At 34.5% G+C, this 18,737-nt stretch carries 18 protein-coding genes; 15 read left to right on the top strand and 3 right to left on the bottom strand.

What is annotated here, in order from left to right; all coding sequences use genetic code 11:
* The first annotated feature begins 73 nt into the window (after positions 1 to 73).
* The 8 genes from DW196_RS02455 (at position 74) to DW196_RS02420 (ending at position 10,300) form a co-directional block, all read left to right on the top strand.
* Positions 74 to 1,588 (top strand): flavocytochrome c, encoded by a 1,515-nt coding sequence (locus DW196_RS02455; protein WP_118249838.1) that lies wholly within the window; start codon positions 74 to 76, stop codon positions 1,586 to 1,588.
* A gap of 107 nt (positions 1,589 to 1,695) precedes the next feature.
* A complete protein-coding gene (locus DW196_RS02450; protein WP_118249836.1) occupies positions 1,696 to 4,518 on the top strand; it encodes a sigma-54-dependent transcriptional regulator in 2,823 nt (940 codons plus the stop codon).
* A 135-nt stretch (positions 4,519 to 4,653) separates the two neighbouring features.
* Positions 4,654 to 5,172 (top strand): mannose/fructose/sorbose PTS transporter subunit IIB, encoded by a 519-nt coding sequence (locus DW196_RS02445; RefSeq protein ID WP_079347797.1) that lies wholly within the window; start codon positions 4,654 to 4,656, stop codon positions 5,170 to 5,172.
* 12 nt (positions 5,173 to 5,184) lie between these two features.
* Positions 5,185 to 6,171 carry a mannose/fructose/sorbose PTS transporter subunit IIA gene (locus tag DW196_RS02440; RefSeq protein ID WP_071457166.1) on the top strand — a complete coding sequence of 329 codons (987 nt, stop codon included), beginning with the start codon at positions 5,185 to 5,187 and terminating at the stop codon, positions 6,169 to 6,171.
* Positions 6,172 to 6,188: 17 nt separating this feature from the next.
* Positions 6,189 to 7,007 carry a PTS mannose/fructose/sorbose transporter subunit IIC gene (locus DW196_RS02435; protein ID WP_071457165.1) on the top strand — a complete coding sequence of 273 codons (819 nt, stop codon included), beginning with the start codon at positions 6,189 to 6,191 and terminating at the stop codon, positions 7,005 to 7,007.
* Between the two features lie 18 nt (positions 7,008 to 7,025).
* A complete protein-coding gene (locus DW196_RS02430; protein WP_118249834.1) occupies positions 7,026 to 7,937 on the top strand; it encodes a PTS system mannose/fructose/sorbose family transporter subunit IID in 912 nt (303 codons plus the stop codon).
* Between the two features lie 90 nt (positions 7,938 to 8,027).
* Positions 8,028 to 8,405: a DUF956 family protein gene (locus DW196_RS02425; RefSeq protein ID WP_071457163.1), complete on the top strand. Its 378-nt coding sequence runs from the start codon at positions 8,028 to 8,030 to the stop codon at positions 8,403 to 8,405.
* Positions 8,406 to 8,626: 221 nt separating this feature from the next.
* A complete protein-coding gene (locus DW196_RS02420; protein ID WP_118249832.1) occupies positions 8,627 to 10,300 on the top strand; it encodes a peptide ABC transporter substrate-binding protein in 1,674 nt (557 codons plus the stop codon).
* 31 nt (positions 10,301 to 10,331) lie between these two features.
* On the opposite strand, the gene DW196_RS02415 is transcribed toward DW196_RS02420, so the two are convergent.
* Complete coding sequence (locus DW196_RS02415; protein WP_118249830.1) at positions 10,332 to 10,667, bottom strand: DUF3899 domain-containing protein; 336 nt, start codon at positions 10,665 to 10,667, stop codon at positions 10,332 to 10,334.
* 97 nt (positions 10,668 to 10,764) lie between these two features.
* Here DW196_RS02415 and opp3b point away from each other — a divergent pair, with 97 nt between their 5' ends.
* From opp3b to DW196_RS02390, 5 genes are all read left to right on the top strand, one after another.
* Entirely contained in the window at positions 10,765 to 11,709 is a 945-nt protein-coding gene (gene opp3b, locus DW196_RS02410) for an oligopeptide ABC transporter permease (RefSeq protein ID WP_071457160.1), read from the top strand.
* Complete coding sequence (gene opp3C / locus DW196_RS02405) at positions 11,709 to 12,737, top strand: oligopeptide ABC transporter permease (protein ID WP_071457159.1); 1,029 nt, start codon at positions 11,709 to 11,711, stop codon at positions 12,735 to 12,737. Before opp3b ends, opp3C begins: the two co-directional genes overlap by 1 nt.
* Positions 12,738 to 12,751: 14 nt before the next feature.
* A complete protein-coding gene (locus DW196_RS02400) occupies positions 12,752 to 13,807 on the top strand; it encodes an ABC transporter ATP-binding protein (RefSeq protein ID WP_118249828.1) in 1,056 nt (351 codons plus the stop codon).
* On the top strand, positions 13,804 to 14,751 hold the full coding sequence (locus DW196_RS02395; RefSeq protein WP_118249826.1) for an ABC transporter ATP-binding protein: 948 nt from the start codon (positions 13,804 to 13,806) through the stop codon (positions 14,749 to 14,751). Before DW196_RS02400 ends, DW196_RS02395 begins: the two co-directional genes overlap by 4 nt.
* 495 nt (positions 14,752 to 15,246) lie before the next feature.
* Positions 15,247 to 15,804 carry a recombinase family protein gene (locus DW196_RS02390; RefSeq protein ID WP_071457156.1) on the top strand — a complete coding sequence of 186 codons (558 nt, stop codon included), beginning with the start codon at positions 15,247 to 15,249 and terminating at the stop codon, positions 15,802 to 15,804.
* 40 nt (positions 15,805 to 15,844) lie between these two features.
* On the opposite strand, the gene fetB is transcribed toward DW196_RS02390, so the two are convergent.
* Complete coding sequence (fetB, locus tag DW196_RS02385) at positions 15,845 to 16,603, bottom strand: iron export ABC transporter permease subunit FetB (protein WP_118249824.1); 759 nt, start codon at positions 16,601 to 16,603, stop codon at positions 15,845 to 15,847.
* On the bottom strand, positions 16,604 to 17,245 hold the full coding sequence (locus DW196_RS02380) for an ATP-binding cassette domain-containing protein (protein WP_118249822.1): 642 nt from the start codon (positions 17,243 to 17,245) through the stop codon (positions 16,604 to 16,606). It lies immediately after the preceding gene.
* Between the two features lie 177 nt (positions 17,246 to 17,422).
* Here DW196_RS02380 and udk point away from each other — a divergent pair, with 177 nt between their 5' ends.
* Together udk and DW196_RS02370 are read left to right on the top strand one after the other, a co-directional pair.
* Positions 17,423 to 18,055 (top strand): uridine kinase, encoded by a 633-nt coding sequence (gene udk, locus DW196_RS02375; RefSeq protein ID WP_079347821.1) that lies wholly within the window; start codon positions 17,423 to 17,425, stop codon positions 18,053 to 18,055.
* A 20-nt stretch (positions 18,056 to 18,075) separates the two neighbouring features.
* Positions 18,076 to 18,660 carry a peptidylprolyl isomerase gene (locus tag DW196_RS02370; RefSeq protein ID WP_118249820.1) on the top strand — a complete coding sequence of 195 codons (585 nt, stop codon included), beginning with the start codon at positions 18,076 to 18,078 and terminating at the stop codon, positions 18,658 to 18,660.
* Positions 18,661 to 18,737: the final 77 nt, after the last annotated feature.

The raw sequence follows: 18,737 nt of genomic DNA, 5'->3' as shown, positions 1-18,737 counted from the left end.
AAATTAACGTGTTTAAGTTATTATTTTTTAAAGTATGTTAGTAATTTAACAATAAAAAAAGGGGATTAGACTTATGAAAACTAAACTATTCAAATCATTAACAATTAGTTTTGCGACGCTGATGCTATTGTCAGGTTGTGGGGGACAAAAATCTTCGGAAAAAACTGTAGAAAGTTCATCTACAAAAGCAAGTACGTCAGATGTCACTTCAGGGGCGTCAGAACAAAAATACACTGACCCTAAAGAGATGAAAGATGAGTACGATATTATTATTGTCGGAGCCGGTGGAGCAGGAATGTCAGCTGCTTTGCAAGCGAAAGAAGAAGGTAAAAACCCAGTTATTTTAGAGAAAATGCCTGTTGCTGGTGGAAACACATTGAAAGCCTCAAGTGGGATGAATGCTTCAGAAACAAAATTCCAAAAAGAAGCGGGGATTACAGACTCTAATGATAAGTTTTATGAAGAAACATTAAAAGGTGGACATAATACAAACGATAAAGAACTACTTCGTTATTATGTTGACAATTCAGCAAGTGCAATAGACTGGTTAGATTCAATGGGGATTAAGTTAAACAACTTAACAATCACAGGTGGAATGAGTGAAAAAAGAACGCATAGACCTGAAGATGGCTCAGCAGTTGGCGAATACTTAGTTCATGGATTATTAAACAATATACATGAAAAAGAAATTCCAATTTTTGTTAATGCTGATGTAACAGAGATTTTAGAAAAAGATTCAGTTGTTGATGGTGTTAAAGTAACTGTTGAAGGCAAAGAGAAAGAAGTACATGGTAAAGCCGTTGTTGTGACAACTGGTGGATATGGAGCTAATCCAGAAATGTTAGAAAAAGAAAAACCTGAACTTAAAGGTTATGTGACAACTAACCAAGAAGGTAGTACTGGTGACGGTATTAGAATGATTGAAAAATTAGGTGGTCAAACAGTTGATATGGATCAAATTCAAATTCACCCTACTGTTCAACAAGATAAAGGTATCTTAATTGGTGAAGCGGTTCGTGGTGAAGGAGCTATTTTGGTTAATCAAGATGGTAAACGATTCACAAATGAAATGGGAACACGTGATAATGTATCAGCTGCTATTACTGCATTACCTGATAAATCTGCTTATTTAATTTTTGATGCAGGTGTTAAAGAAAGAGTAAAAGCAATTAATTTTTATGAAAAACAAGGATTTGTAAAATCTGCTGATTCAATCGAAGCATTAGCTAAAGAAATCGACATGGATGGTAAAACATTAGACACGACTGTTCAAGATTGGAACAAAGCAGTTGAAGCGAAATCCGATACAGAATTTTCTCGTGAAACTGGTATGGACAATGCATTAAACAAAGGTCCATATTATGCGATTAAGATTGCCCCAGGTATTCATTACACAATGGGTGGTGTAAAAATCAACGATAAAACAGAAGTATTAAACAAAGACAACAAGCCAATTACTGGATTGTATGCTGCTGGAGAAGTGACTGGTGGGTTACATGGTAGCAACCGTATTGGTGGAAACTCAGTTGGTGATATCATCGTATTTGGTCGCCAAGCTGGTGAACAATCTGCAAAATTTGTAAAATAGTAGTATGAAGACTTCGTGTGAACGAGGTCTTTTTTATATTTTATATTTCCTAAAAGTAATACACTAGTATACAATAAAGATAGTGTATTGCTTTTAGGAGGTTAAAAATGAAACGAATTGATCAAGTATATAATTATGTTGTTGACCAAACTAAAAATTTGTCACCAAATGAGCTAAAAATGGACTCTGGTGTTACAACAAAGGAAGTAGCCGACTATTTAGGTATTCAACGATCAAATGCCAGTAAGGATTTGAATACACTTGTTCGAGAAGGGATAGTTGAAAAGTTAGATGGTCGACCTGTTAGATATGTAACAAAATCAATTTTTCAACACAAACCATTTTCAAAGTATGTTCCAAGTTATCAGGAGCAAAAAGAATCCATCTTTGTACCAGAAACGACTCGTTTTTATGAGAATGATGATATATTTAAACGAATTATCGGAATAAATGCCAGTATGAAAAATGCAATTATGCAAGCAAAAGCCGCGATTTTATACCCACCAAATGGATTAAATTGCTTAATTACAGGACCAACAGGGTCAGGAAAAACCTATTTTGCTCATACTATGTTTCAATATGCCAAGCAGCAACACGTTTTAGATGAGAAAAAAGAATTGATTGTTTTCAACTGTGCGGACTATGCGAGTAATCCAGAGTTATTGATGAGTCACTTGTTTGGTCATATTAAGGGTGCGTTTACTGGAGCAGACGAAGAAAAAGATGGGTTAATAAGCTTAGCCAATGATAGTTACCTATTTCTCGATGAAATTCATCGACTGCCCCCTGAAGGACAAGAAATGATTTTTTATTTTATGGATAATGGAAAGTATTCTAAGCTTGGTGAATCAACTAAAAATAGAGAAGCTAATGTTCGAATCATATGTGCGACAACGGAAGACCCTAGTTCAGCTTTACTAAATACGTTTGTTAGACGTATTCCTATTACGATTAAATTGCCAACGTTTAAAGAAAGAAGTGCTAAAGAAAAGGTTGAACTAGTAAAAAATATGATGATTATTGAAGCTAAACGAATTAATCGTCGTATCGTTCTAACAGAAGATGTGGTGAAAGCATTAATTGGGAGTGTCTCATATGGAAATGTGGGACAATTAAAGTCAAATATTCAACTCGTTACGGCACAATCATTTTTAAAACATATGGACCAATCCGATGTAACGATAACTATGGATGAGCTAAATGATGGCATTAAGGAAGGCTTAGTTCAATTAGCCACAGATCGCACAACATTGTCTGAGTTAACTCAAATTCTTGAGTCAAAGATGATCATTTCCCCAAATGAATCGTTTGATACATACGAGGGAGATAGTTACGAATTACCTTATAATTTATATGAAATTATTGGGGATAAAGCAGCTTTGCTAAAAGAAGATGGATTTAATCAAGAAGCCATCAATCATTTTATTACGACAGACATCAATGTGCATTTAAAATCATTTTATCGTAATCATGGCTTTAATTTTGATTCGGAAAATAAGTTAGGTGAAATTATAGATAGTAAAATAATCAAAACAACGCGTAAATTATATGAATATGCAACAGAACAAGTTGGCTATAAGTTTGAACAGAACTTTTTATATGCAATAGGTTTACATATTAGCTCTTTTTTAAATCGTTATAACGAGGGAATTAAAATTGAAACAGGTAATGACGAGAATATTATTAATATGATAGAAGATTATCCTAATGAACATCGTGTGGCTAAAGTATTTAAACAAATTATTGAAGCAGAACATCAAGTCATTCTTCCGCAATCAGAAATTAATTATCTAACAGTGTTACTTATTTCTTTAAACGAGTCCGTAAAGAAAGGGCGTATTGGGATTATTGTCGCTGCACATGGCAGAAGTACTGCCTCAAGTATGGTAGAAGTGGTCAGCCAATTATTGAAGATTAATAATATTCGGGCAGTGGACATGCCTTTAGATATGAAGCCAAATGAGGCTTTAGAAAAAGTAGTTCATGAAGTACGACAAGTTGATGAAGGCAGTGGTGTGTTGTTACTAGTTGATATGGGTTCTTTAACGACATTTACCGACGACATAAAAGAACGCACATCCATTGATGTCAAAATTATTGATATGGTAACCACAGCTTTGGTATTAGAAGCAGGGAGAAAATCAAGCTTGCTCGAAGGAGATTTGGTTGATTTGTATGAATCACTAAGTCATTTTCATGGCTATCATGCTAAGGAACTATCTGAATCAATTGAAGAGCTGGACAAGCCTAAGGCCATTTTAGCTATTTGTGCTTCTGGTAAGGGAACAGCACAACGAATGAAAGAGCTGATTAATGATTATTTAATGCTTTATATGGAAGAAGATATTGAAGTTATCACAATGTCAATAGCAGACTTAGATACACAAATAGATGACATTCAAGCACAATACCATCTTTTGGCTAGTACTGGAATCAAAAATCCTAATTTATCCATTCCATTTGTGACAATGGATCAACTTTTTTCTAAAGATGGACCAACCTATATCGGAAGTATTGTATCCAATACACTAGATTTAGATGATAGTGTCACTTTGAATGAAGTAACAGCTAGACAAACATGTTTAGACTATATGACGGAATACTTTACATTTATTAATCCAGTTAAATTAATTGATCCTCTGTGGCAACTCTCTCAACAGATTGATGAGGATATTCTGTGTAACCAACAAGATTACTCATTCTACATGTCTTTGAGTATGCACCTAGCCGGAATGGTAGAGAGAATTCTAAAAAATGATACACTAACAGCTAACCAAGAAGAACTAAATCAATTAGCTAATTGTCAGTACTTAGATACTTTAAAAAACAGTCTAGAATTATTAGAACACCTATTTCATCTTAATATTCCAAAAGATGAATTTGTGTATGTTATCAAAATTATCGACAATCAATTACCAACACTGTATTAATACACTAAAGATACACTTTTACTAGTGTATCTTTTTTTGTTTAAATCATTGATAATGGTATGTTTTGAAAAGTTGGCACAGTAATTGCTTATATATTTAATGGAATGTTTAGTGTGAAGAAGAAGGGGGCATCATATGGATATTCGTTTAGTTCGTATCGATGACAGGTTAATTCATGGACAGGTAGCTACAGTCTGGACAAAACATTCAAAAATAAATCGTATTCTAGTTGTCAGTGATGATGTAGCGCAGGATTCACTTAGAAAAACGTTGCTAATTCAAGCAGCTCCACCCAACATTGTTGTCAATGTTATACCAGTTGCAAAAATGATAGAAGTTTATCATGATCCGCGGTTTAATGATTCGATTAAAGCGATGCTATTATTTACTAATCCAACAGACGTTAAACGAGTGGTAGAAGCTGGTGTCATTATTGATAGTGTGAATGTTGGCGGCATGAGTTATCAAAAAGGAAAATACATGTTAACTAATGCTGTAGCTGTTGATGAGGTTGATGAGGATGCTTTTTGTTATCTAGATGACAGAGGCGTGTCAATCGAGATTAGGAAAGTTGTTTCTGATAGTCCTGTGGGTTTGATTCAATTACTTAAAAAGAATCAAACAAAAAACGACAAAAAGAAAGCGATACAATAGGAGGTCAAAAGTATGGTTGGAATTATTTTAGCAAGTCATGGTGAGTTTGCTAAAGGAATCTTACAATCTGGTTCAATGATTTTTGGCGAACAAGAAAATGTTAAAGCTGTTACATTAATGCCAAGTGAAGGTCCAGAAGATGTTAAGAAAAAAATTGTTGAGGCAATTGAGACGTTTGATCAACAAGATGAGGTTCTTTTCCTAGTTGATTTATGGGGAGGCACACCTTTCAATCAAGCAAACACACTGTTTGAAGAGCACAAAGACAATTGGGCTATTGTTAGTGGATTAAACTTACCAATGTTGATTGAAGCGTACGCAATGAGATTATCTGAAGAAAGTGCTCATAAAATTGCGTCACAAATTGTCACAACTGGTAAAGATGGAATCAAAGTTCGTCCAGAAGAACTTGAACCAGAAGAAGAGAAAAAAGAAGTAGCACAACCTGAAGCACAGATGGGTTCAATCCCCCCAGGAACAGTGATAGGTGATGGGAAAATTAAATTTGTGTTAGCTCGTATTGACTCTCGTTTATTACATGGTCAAGTGGCAACAGCCTGGACAAAAGCAACTAATCCAACACGTATCATCGTTGTGTCAGATTCAGTAGCAAAAGATGACTTACGTAAGAAATTAATTGAGCAAGCAGCTCCTCCAGGGGTTAAGGCTAACGTTATTCCAGTAAGCAAAATGATAGAAATCGCAAAAGACCCTCGTTTTGGTGGGACACGTGCGTTATTATTATTTGAAAATCCAGCAGACGTTGTTCGTGTGATTGATGGTGGTGTGAAGATTGATGAAGTAAACGTTGGATCTTTAGCTCACTCTGTTGGAAAAGTTGTTGTGAATAAAGTTCTTTCAATGGGACAAGAAGACGTAGAAGCGTTTGAACAGTTAAAAGCAGATGGTGTGAAGTTTGACGTACGTAAAGTACCAAATGATTCAAAAGCAAATATGGATGAGTTGCTTAAAAAAGCTAAAACAGATTTAGCTAAATAAATTATAGGAGGGATATCATGTCTGTATTATCAATTATTTTAATTATTATAGTAGCCTTTTTTGCAGGAATGGAAGGGATTTTAGATGAGTTTCAATTTCACCAACCATTAATTGCCTGTACGTTAATCGGATTAGTATCAGGACACTTAGAAGCTGGGATTCTTTTAGGAGGATCACTACAAATGATCGCTCTAGGTTGGGCAAACATTGGGGCAGCAGTAGCACCAGACGCGGCTCTAGCTTCAGTAGCATCAGCAATTATTTTAGTTAAAGCTTTAGGAGCACAATCAATTTCAGTTAAAGATGCTGTATCATCCTCAATCGCAGTAGCTATTCCATTAGCAGTTGCTGGCTTATTCTTAACAATGATTGTTCGTACACTTGCTGTACCAATCGTTCATATGATGGATAGCGCAGCTGAAGAAGGAAATATGGGTAAAATTGAGCGTTTACACATTATGGCTGTTTGCATGCAAGGGATTCGTATTGCCATTCCAGCAGCAGCACTTTTATTTATTCCAGCTGAAACAGTACAACATTTTTTAGAATCAATGCCAGCTTGGTTAACAGAAGGTATGGCAATTGGTGGGGGAATGGTAGTAGCTGTTGGGTATGCAATGGTTATTAACATGATGGCAACAAAAGAAGTATGGCCATTCTTTGCAATGGGATTTGTGATTGCCGCTATTTCAGATATCACATTAATGGGATTAGGAGCATTAGGTGTTGCCTTTGCATTAATCTACATTAACTTGTCTAAAATGGGTGGTTCATCAAATTCTGGTGGTGGAAGCAACACAGGTGATCCACTAGGCGATATTTTAAACGATTACTAATATAGGAGGAAAGAAAAAATGGCAGAAAAGATAGAATTATCGAAAAAAGATCGTATGACCGTTGCGTGGCGTTCAACATTTATCCAAGGCTCTTGGAACTATGAACGTATGCAAAATGGTGGTTGGGTATTCTCAATGATTCCAGCTATTAAAAAATTATACAAAACAAAAGAAGAGCAATCTGAAGCGTTAAAACGTCACTTGGAATTCTTTAATACACATCCATACATTGCTTCTCCTATTTTAGGAGTAACACTTGCCTTAGAAGAAGAGCGTGCCAATGGTTCGGATATTGATGATGTGGCTATCCAAGGGGTTAAAGTTGGGATGATGGGACCTCTTGCCGGTGTTGGAGATCCAGTATTCTGGTTTACCTTACGTCCTATGTTAGGAGCACTTGGAGCTTCTCTAGCAATGGGTGGAAGTATTTTAGGGCCAATTATTTTCTTCGTAGCATGGAACCTTATTCGTTGGGGATTCATGTGGTACACACAAGAATTTGGTTACCGTGCAGGATCTAAAATCACTGATGATTTATCAGGTGGGTTATTGCAAGACGTGACAAAAGGTGCTTCTATTTTAGGGATGTTTGTTCTGGCAGCACTGGTGGAAAGATGGGTATCCATTGATTTTAAACCAATTGTTTCCAAAGTACCATTAGATAAAGGAGCCTATGTTGACTGGGCAAATCTTCCAAATGGTATGGCTGGTGTGAAACAAGCGTTTGAAGAAGTTGCTTCTGGTCGTGCGTTAAGTGATGTTAAAGTCACAACATTACAAAATAACTTGGATCAATTAATCCCAGGTTTAGCACCATTATTATTAACATTCTTCTGTATGTGGTTGCTTAAGAAAAAAGTTAGTCCAATTGTTATCATCATCGGTTTATTCATCGTTGGTATTTTAGGACACGTCATCGGCTTACTATAAAAGGCAGAGGTCAACTTTTGACCTCTCTTTTTATTTAGAGATTTCTTCTTTGGATTAAAAATGATATGATAGTAAAAAGGACGTGAGAATGTGGTACAGTCTTTAAACACAAAAATTGATTTAGTAATTGATGCAACTGCTTATACAGGATTAACAGATTACGGTGAAATTATGATAGGTGATAAAGGGTTCGAGTTTTATCATGGTCGCGATCCAAGAAAATTTATCCAAATACCTTGGGAAGAAGTCGACTATGTTGTGGCTTCGGTTATGTTTAAAGGGAAATGGATTCCGCGATATGCTATTCAAACGAAGAAAAATGGCACGTATACCTTTTCATCAAAAAAACCAAAAGTTGTATTACGAGCTGTAAGAGAGTATGTTGATCCTGAAAAAATGGTCCATTCATTAAGTTTTATGGATGTCGTAAAACGTGGAATAAAATCAACATTTAAAAAGAATAAATGACAAACTTTCGAAAAAATGAGTATCAACTCGTTTCCTCGAAAGTTTTTTTATTTCCCAAACTATTGATTTAAACGTATTTTTTAAGGTTAATTCAACAAAAATCAATCCTTTTATGAAAATAAATTTGAAATATGATTGATTTTATCATCTCAATCATATATTATATTCATTATATTATTAGATTATTCTAATTTATTTCTAATTAAAAGGAGGAGCATTAAATGAAAAAGAAAATAAAGTATTTACTGATGTCTGCAACAGTATTAACGCTTGTAGCCTGTGGTAATAATACAGCAAAAAATGATCCTAGTAGTAAAAACACTTCAGGAGGTACAGAAGAATTAGCAGATGAACAAGTTTTTACGGTTAACGTGCCACAAGAAATGCCAACAGCTGATTTATCATTAAGTACGGATGTTATTAGTTCCGTTGCGTTAAATAACGTATATGAAGGGATTTACCGTTTAAATGATAAACAAGAACTTGAACCAGCTGGTGCAAAAGAAAAAGTGGAAATCAGTGAAGATGGTCTAACATATAAAGTAAAATTACGTGAAGAGTCTAAATGGTCTGATGGCGAGCCTGTTACGGCGAAAGATTATGTTTATGGTTGGCAACGTACAGTTGATCCCAAAACACAGTCTGAATATGCTTACCTTCATGGTGCAGTGAAAAATGCTGAAGCGATCACTGCTGGTAAAAAGGATAAAAGTGAATTAGGAATTAAAGCGGTTGGTGATTATGAGCTGGAGGTTACCTTGGAAAAACCAACACCTTATTTCGAAAAACTATTATCATTTTCAACATTCTTGCCACAACGTCAAGATATTGTAGAAAAATATGGGGATAAATACGCAGCAACTAGTGAAAATGCTGTATATAATGGGCCGTTTGTTTTAGCTGAGTTTGATGGACCTGGTACTGATACAGAGTGGGCATACGAAAAAAATGATACTTATTGGGATAAAGACAACGTGAAATTAGATAAGATTAAAGTAAGTGTTGTTAAATCTGATGCAACCAGTCTAAGTCTTTATGAAGATGGACAAGTTGAAGATATTAAACTAAATGGTGAATTAGCACAACAAATGGCAAACAGCGAAGATTTTGTTACTGATAAAGAAGCAGGTGTTCGTTATTTAGAATTAAATCAAGCTGACAAAGACTCACCATTTAGAAATGAGAACTTTAGAAAAGCTGTTGCTTACTCAATTAATCGTGAGGCATTAGCGACACAAATTTTATCAGATGGTTCTGTTGCCGCTACAGGTTTAGTTCCAACAGGTGTTGCTGAGGGACCAAGTAGTAAAAAAGACTTCTCTGAAGAAACAAAAAATAAAGTGGGCTATGATGCAACAAAAGCCAAAGATTATTGGGAAAAAGCGAAAAAAGAATTAGGTAAAGATAAATTTGAAATCAACATCTTATCTTCTGATGATGATTCAACTAAAAAAGCAACTGAATTTATTAAGGGGTCACTTGAAGATGAGTTAGATGGTCTAACAGTTGAATTAAGTCCAGTACCATTTGCTGTTCGTTTAGAACGTTCAAACAGTGGTGACTTTAGTACAGTATATGGTGGTTGGGTAGCAGATTATGCTGATCCAAGTAGTTTCGTTGATTTGTTTGTTACAGGAAGTTCATATAATAGAGGGAAATACTCAAACGCTGAATATGATAAAAAAATCGAGTCTGCAAGTGTAACAAATGTTTCTGACCCTGAAAAACGTTGGCAAGATATGGTTGATGCAGAAAATATCATCATGGAAGATATGGGAATGATTCCATTAATCCAATCTGCAGAAGCTCATTTAAGATCACCAAAAATTAAAAATGTCGTGGTTCATCCAGCTGGAGCTCGTTATGACTATAAATGGGCTTATAAAGTAAAATAGCTTAATGATTTATATCATTAAGCTAAGTTAGTTAGATGATTATTAGTAGTAAGCTACTAGCTACTAGGATGACACCTACTATTAACCAGTAAACTGGAGAAAATGAAAATGTCGTAGAAAAGGGAGTGAACTCTTCCTTTTCTCTATTTTTTCTACGATGGAATAACTGATGCATTTGTTCTTGGAATCGGTCGAAAAAGCCAGATGAGAAGACAATAATAATTCCAGCAACAATCAAAAAGCCTAAAGAGAGTATAAAATACCCGTTAGATAAGGCTATTTTTGTAATAGGTTGGCCAGTAATAAGATTAAAAACTGGAACAATAAGGTAACAAATAAGTAAACTGATAATCATTTTTTTAGACATAATGACCACTTTCTTGAAAAGGTATAATAAATATTATTTTAAGTGAAGTTAAAAGTAAAAGTCAATGTGTTTTTAATTACTTATAGGAGGAAACTAAATGGGGAATTTTGCTAAGTACTTTCTTAAGCGGGTAGGATACATGCTATTAACATTATGGTTAATTATTACCATTACATTCTTTTTAATGAAATTATTACCAGGATCACCATATGCTAATCAAGAAAAACTATCCCCTGAACAAAAAGAAATATTGGATAAACAAGCTGGTTTAGATAAACCAGTCATTGAACAGTACGGTATTTATATGACAAATGTAGTTAAAGGCGATTTTGGAACGTCATTTCAATTTAAAAACCAACCTGTTTCAAAACTGTTGAAAGAACGTGTGGGACCATCTGTTCAGCTTGGTGCTCAAGCGATTATTTTCGGGACGTTAGTTGGGATTCTACTAGGAGCAATTGCTGCGATGCGGCAAAACACGTGGGTGGATACTATCGCCACCTTGATAGCAATACTCGGCCGATCGATACCGAACTTCGTCTTTGCCGTGTTATTACAATACGTGTTTGCAATTAAACTTGGCGTGTTACCAATTGCTAAATGGGATCAGGGATTTGCCTCTACGATTTTACCGACACTCGCCTTAGCGATGTCGCCACTGGCTGACTCGGCAAGATTTATCAGAACAGAGATGGTAGAAGTATTAAGCAGTGATTACATTGAATTAGCAAAAGCTAAAGGATTAAGTCGTATGCAAGTAGTGTTTAGACATGGATTAAGAAATAGTTTAATTCCATTAATCACACTCTTAGGGCCATTAGCCGTTTCACTAATGACAGGATCACTAGTAGTTGAGAATATTTTTGCGATACCAGGAATTGGTGAGCAGTTTGTAAAATCAATTATGACAAATGACTACCCAACAATCATGGCTGTAACGATTCTATTTTCGACAATGTTAGTCGTAGTGATCTTAATTGTCGACTTATTATATGGTGTTGTTGACCCAAGAATTCGAGTATCAGAAGGAGGAAAAGACTAATGGAAAAAATAAATGTTAAAGATATACCAAAAGACTTGTTTAAACCATTACCCCCTTCAAAAGATTTAGAAAGAGAAAAAATTAGTGCACCGTCACTAAACTTCATGCAGGATTCATGGAGACGATTAAAGAAAAATAAAGCGGCGGTTGTGTCGATGATTTTATTAGTGATTGTCGCAATTGTAGCGTTTGGGTCAATCTGGATTACGCCACACAATCCAACTAAACAAAACCCACAATACATTAACTTGCCACCAAAAATTCCTGGGGTATCAATTAATGGATTTAATGGAACAGCTATTGTAGGTGGTAATAGAGTAGATAAATACGAACAAGCTAAAGTACCAGAAGGTGAGTATTTTATTTTAGGGACAGATGGTTTAGGACGAGATGAATTATCTCGTTTATTGATGGGAACACGCATGTCTTTAATTATTGCCTTAACTGCTGCCTTTCTTGATTTAACGTTCGGTGTTATTTACGGACTGATATCGGGGATGAAGGGCGGACGAGTCGATACCGTCATGCAGCGTATATTAGAGATTTTATCTGGTATACCAAACTTAGTTGTGATGATTTTAATGCTAATGATTTTTAAACCAGGGATGTTATCCATTATTTTAGCAATGATTATAACAGGTTGGATTACAATGGCTCGTATTGTCAGAGCTCAGACACTTAAAATCAAAGACCAAGAATATGTTTTGGCAGCGACAACTTTAGGAGAAAAACAATCTAAAATTGCGTTTAAACACGTGTTACCAAATATTTCCGGGGTAATTATTGTTCAGATGATGTTTAGTATCCCGTCAGCGATTTTCTTTGAAGCCTTTTTAAGTTTTATCGGGTTAGGTTTAACACCACCGACAGCTTCTTTAGGAACGTTACTTAACGAAGGATACAAAACATTTAGATTTTTACCTCATTTAATGTGGGCGCCAGCAATCACACTATCTGTTATCATGATTTGTTTTAATCTGTTAGCAGATGGGTTACGTGATGCGTTTGATCCGAAAATGAACGACTAACAGGAGGAATCATAATGACAGTAGAAAAAATATTAGAAGTAAAAGATTTAAATATTTCATTTGATACTTTTGCTGGTGAAGTTCATGCGATTCGTGGGGTTAACTTTGATTTACATAAAGGCGAAACACTTGCTATTGTTGGTGAGTCTGGTTCTGGTAAATCAGTTACATCAAGAGCGATTATGCGATTATTGGCGAATAACGCCAACATCACTAAAGGAGATATTTTATTTAAAGGTGAAAACTTGTTAAATAAAACGGAAAAAGAGATGCAATCTATTCGAGGAAAAGATATTGCGATGATTTTTCAGGATCCGATGACATCTCTTGACCCAACAATGAATATAGGAAATCAAGTAGCAGAGTCACTTAGAAAACATAAAAAAATTAGTAAAAAAGAAGCATTGGATCGAGCACTAGATTTACTTAAATTAGTTGGTATTCCGAACGCTGAGAAACGTTTAAAGAATTATCCTCACCAATTTTCAGGAGGGCAACGACAACGTATCGTTATTGCAATTGCCTTGATATGTTATCCAGAAATTCTGATAGCTGATGAGCCAACAACGGCTTTAGATGTTACCATTCAAGCTCAGATTATTGAATTGATGAAAGACATTCAAAATAAAATTCAAACATCTATCATTTTTATTACCCATGATTTAGGCGTAGTGGCAAATGTTGCCGATAGAGTCGCGGTTATGTACGGAGGACGAATTGTGGAGATTGGGACTTCAGATGAAGTGTTCTATAATCCACAACATCCTTATACGTGGGGGTTACTAAGTTCGATGCCAACACTTGAAACAAAAGAAGAAAAACTATATGCCATCCCAGGCTCTCCACCAGATTTATTGGATCCACCAACAGGGGATGCTTTCTATCCTAGAAATAAATATGCAATGGAAATTGATAAACTTGAAGCTCCACCATTTTTTGAAGTGTCGCCAACTCATTATGCAGCAACTTGGTTACTTACACCAGGCGCACCAAAAGTGACACCTCCATTAGAGATTGTTAAACGACAAGAAGAATACAAAAAAGGTTTGCGTAAGGAGGATACTATATGACAGTAGCGAATAAAACGAGACTTTTAGAAGTAAAAAATCTAAAACAATACTTTAATGTCGGTCGTCCTGACGAAGTAAAAGCAGTAAATGATATTAGTTTCTACATTAACGAAGGCGAAACATTTGGCTTAGTAGGTGAGTCTGGTTGTGGGAAATCTACAACAGGAAGAAGTATCATCCGTTTGTATAATCCAACAGGTGGCGAAATTATTTTCGATGGTGAAGATATTACGACAATAAAGGGTCGTGATCGAATGAATAAATTCCGTCGTGACGTTCAGATGATTTACCAAGATCCTTATGCCTCTTTAAATCCTCGTATGAAAGTACGAGATATTATTGCTGAGGGAATTGACATTCATAAACTAGCTAAAAACGATGAAGAACGAAATAAACGAGTCAATGAATTATTAAAACTAGTTGGTCTTGATCCAAGTCATGGCACACGTTATCCTCATGAGTTTTCAGGAGGACAACGTCAGCGTATTGGTATCGCACGTGCCCTTGCAGTGGAACCAAAATTTATTATTTGTGATGAGCCGATTTCAGCTCTTGATGTATCAATTCAAGCGCAAGTTGTTAATCTTTTACAGGAATTACAAGAACAACAAAAATTGACATACTTATTTATCGCCCATGATTTATCAATGGTAAAATACATTAGCGATAGAATAGGTGTGATGTATTTTGGAAAATTAGTAGAAGTGGGTAGCGCGGAAGAAATTTATAAATATGGTTTACATCCATATACTGAAAGTTTACTCTCAGCTATCCCATTACCAGATCCAGAATATGAGCGTCATAGAGTAAGAACAACATATCATCCAACAGATACTGAGGCGACTGATTTAGAATTACGAGAAATTGTACCAGGGCATTATGTCTATTGTAGTGCGTCTGACGTAACAACCTATCAAGAGAAATTAAGAAAACTAAAAAAATAAAATATAGCAAAGTGACAGCTGAGAGTAGCTTAAAAAATTATACTTTTAGCTGTCACTTTGCTATATTTTATAAATATTATGAATTTGTTGTAGTAAATATAGTTTTAAAAACCCTTGTATAAGTGAGCAATATTTAATAATAATGTAATCCTTCTTTTTAATTTATTTAGATACAATTGAGAATTCTTTTATTTTTTATTCTTATTTTAAAAGAGTAAATAAAAAACGAAATGTGTGTCAAGGTTTTAATTATGTAAAAAAAAATTTTTTCTATTTATAAATTGCATATATATATGAATTTTTTGAGGTTTTTAAATAACAAAATATGCTATTTTTATGAATTTTCATTTAAAGATGATTAATTATCAGATTTTACGTATTGTTAGGAAAAGTTTGATATGGCGGGTTTTTTAAAAAAGAGATATAGTATGAACATAGCCAAGAAATAAAATAGAATTAAATTTTTACAAGAAAAAATAACAGGGGGTAGGAGCTATGAAAAAAATAGGATATGTTTATGCTTCTAGTGAGGAAAATTACGTAAAGGAACAAATTGATGGATTAAACAGTTTAAATATTGAAACTGTTTCTATTGAAAAAGAAACAAATGAAGAAATTACACAAAGTGACACAGTTTTGAATGAAATAGTGGAAAATCTTGGATCAGGTGATCAATTAGTCGTTTATGAATTGAGATGTTTAGGGAAATCTGTGATTCAGTTGGCTGAGTTTTTGGGTCAATTAAAAGACAAAGGAATAGGATTAGTTGTTGTTAAAAAAGGTGAGGCATATAGTGATATTGATGATGCTGCCTACTTAGAAATGGTATTAAAAATTGCTGAGATGGAAAAGTTAATTATTAGAGAAAGAACAACTAAAGGTTTACAAGAAGCTCGTCGTAAAGGTCGTGTGGGTGGACGTCCAAAGATTTCTCAAGAAACAATCGATCAAATCAGATTCTTATACAATAATAATCGCTACACATTAAGACAAATCGCTGAAGAATGTAATATTTCTTTGGGAACAGCCTATAAATACGTGCAAGAAAGATAAATCAAAAGACTAGCTAACGAAAAATTAGCTAGTCTTTCTTTTATTTTAATTGAGATAAATCGTTAAAGTATTGTTTATATGATAAGTAGCTGGCTATCATCGTTGAAAAACCAGTTGTTGCAATCAACATGAACATGACAACAATTTGATATCTAATCGCTGTTGTTGGATCAATACCAGCAAACATTAAACCAGACATCATACCGGGTAAACTAACAAGACCAACTGTTTTTGCTCTGTCTATACTCGGAGACATCGCGGCTTTAATACTTTCTCTAACAATAGGTAAAGTTGATTGTTTCTCTGTGGCTCCTAAAGCTAATTTTTCCTGTACTTGTTGACGTTGATCTTCGAATTTGGTTGCCATTGAACGATACCCAACCCCGACAGCCGTCATCGCATTACTCGCAATCATTCCGGTGATGGGAACAATTTGTGAAGGCGTCCATTTTAAAGTGCCAGATAAGAAAAGAATGGCTAAAGATAAAATCGTTCCAAATCCGATGGAGATTAAAGAAATTTGAAATGCTTTGTCTAAATGAGTCGCACGTTTTCCAGCATGGTGTGCCGCATTTAAAATGATAAAAGCTACCATAACTAAGGTTAAAAGAATATTGTCTAATTGAAACACAAAACCTAATACATATCCGATAATAAATAATTGCACGACGGTTCTAAAAGCTGAAATAAAAATATCCTTTCCAAGTCCGAGTTTTTCTTTGTAATCAATCACTAAAGCAATCACGATTAACAAACTCGCTAACAATAGTGACGTATTTGAAATATTTAAGTCTGTCATCTATTTCTCCTCCAAAATTCCATCAACAATACTTAGCTGACGTTTTCCAAGTTTAAATTCGCCATTATCATGAGTCACCCATATAATGGTTTTTCCTTTTAAATCTTCTGTGATGAACTGTTGAATGATTTCTTTATTTTCATCATCAAGTGCACTTGTCACTTCATCTAATAATAAAACGTCAGGTTCAAACACTAAGTTTCTAACAAAAGCAATTCGTTGTTTTTCTCCTCCTGAAAGGTCGATAATCTTTTTATCAAGGTAAGATTCGTTAAGTTTGAATCTCTTAAGCAGTTTTGTTACTCTTGATTTATCAAATTCGGCTTGTCTGATATCAAAAGGAAATTTCAAATTATCCATAACGGTTTCATCAAACAGTGTTGGTTGTTGAAAAAAATAGGAAACTTCTTTTCTGTAATCTGTGATCTGTTCTTTTTTTAGAGTTTCTCCTTTATAGGTTAAGCTTCCAGATGTTGGAGTAATCATTGATGCAAGTATTTTAAGTAATGTACTTTTCCCGCTACCAGAAGGTCCACTAATTGTGATAAAATCTCCAGCTTCAATAGTTAGATTGATATTGTTGAGGATGATTTGATTTGGTACGGAATAAAAAATATTTTTCAAGTTAAATAAAGTTGTCATAATAATCTCCTTTTTCATTTTCTTTATTATAGTATAACATTATAATTATTACTATTTAATATAAATAAGTATATGATAATTAATTCATTTTGTTTTTATTATTTTCTTTCTGTTGAAATCGTTTCGCTTATAGAGTAGGATATCAAAGAAGGAATAAAAAACGAGCGGGGGATATTAATGACAGCAACAAAAGGTAGACCAATTGTCATAGGTGTAACTGGTGGGTCTGGAAGTGGTAAAACAAGTGTCAGTCGTGCAATATTAAAAGCATTACCAAATCATTCTATATTATTATTTGAGCAAGATTCTTACTATAAAGATCAAAGCCATTTGTCATTTGAAGAACGACTAAATACTAACTATGATCATCCATTTGCTTTTGATACTGATTTGTTAATCGAACATTTAAAAGATTTGATGGAATACAAAGCCATTGAAAAACCAGTTTATGACTATGAGGCACATACTCGTAGTAAAGAAGTAATCTACCAAGAACCAAAAGAAGTTATCATACTTGAAGGTATTTTAATTTTAGAGGATGAACGTTTAAGGGACTTGATGGACATTAAAGTCTATGTTGATACAGAAGACGATATTCGTATTATTCGTCGTATTAAACGTGATATGCATGATAGAGGACGGTCACTTGATTCAGTCATCGGACAATACTTAAGTGTTGTTAAACCAATGCATCAACAGTTTATTGAACCAACAAAAAAATATGCTGATATTATTGTTCCAGAAGGCGGAAAAAATCAAGTTGCAATTGACTTGTTAACAACAAAAGTAAGAAGTATACTTGATAAATAGAAATATTAGGAGGAATTAACATGACAACATTTCCACAATTAGATTTAGAAAATGCTAAAGTAACAGCAACAATTAAAACAAATAGAGGTGATATCAAAGTCGCTTTATTCCCAGAACAAGCCCCTAAAACAGTTAAGAACTTTATTGAATTAAGTAAAAAAGGATATTATAATGGTGTAATTTTCCATCGTGTTATTCCTGATTTTATGATTCAAGGTGGGGACCCAACAGGAACTGGTATGGGTGGCGAAAGCATCTACGGTGAAAAATTTGAAGATGAGTTCTCTAAAGATGTATTCAACTTAAGAGGAGCTTTATCAATGGCAAATGCAGGCCCAAACACAAATGGTAGCCAATTCTTTATCGTTCAAAATAAAAACGTTCCATCTAATATGTTATCTCAATTAGAAGGTGCTGGCTTTCCAGAAGAAATTATTGAAGCATACAATAATGGTGGTACACCTTGGTTAGATTTCAGACATACTGTATTCGGACATGTAATTGAGGGTATGGATGTTGTAGATGAAATAGCTGGTGTTAGCCGCGACTCACAAGATAGACCGATGCACGATGTAACGGTTGATGAAGTCTTAATAGAAGAATAAAAATTTAAGTCCACTTAATTTAGGCTCTTTGTCAAATACGACTGATGAGTGAAATTTGTAAGATGATGAATGTGAGA

The organism is Vagococcus sp. AM17-17 (genome assembly GCF_003471765.1).
GTDB lineage: Bacteria > Bacillota > Bacilli > Lactobacillales > Vagococcaceae > Vagococcus > Vagococcus teuberi.
The sequence above is the reverse complement of the archived record's forward strand: the minus strand, read 5'-3'. Positions and strand labels throughout refer to the sequence as shown.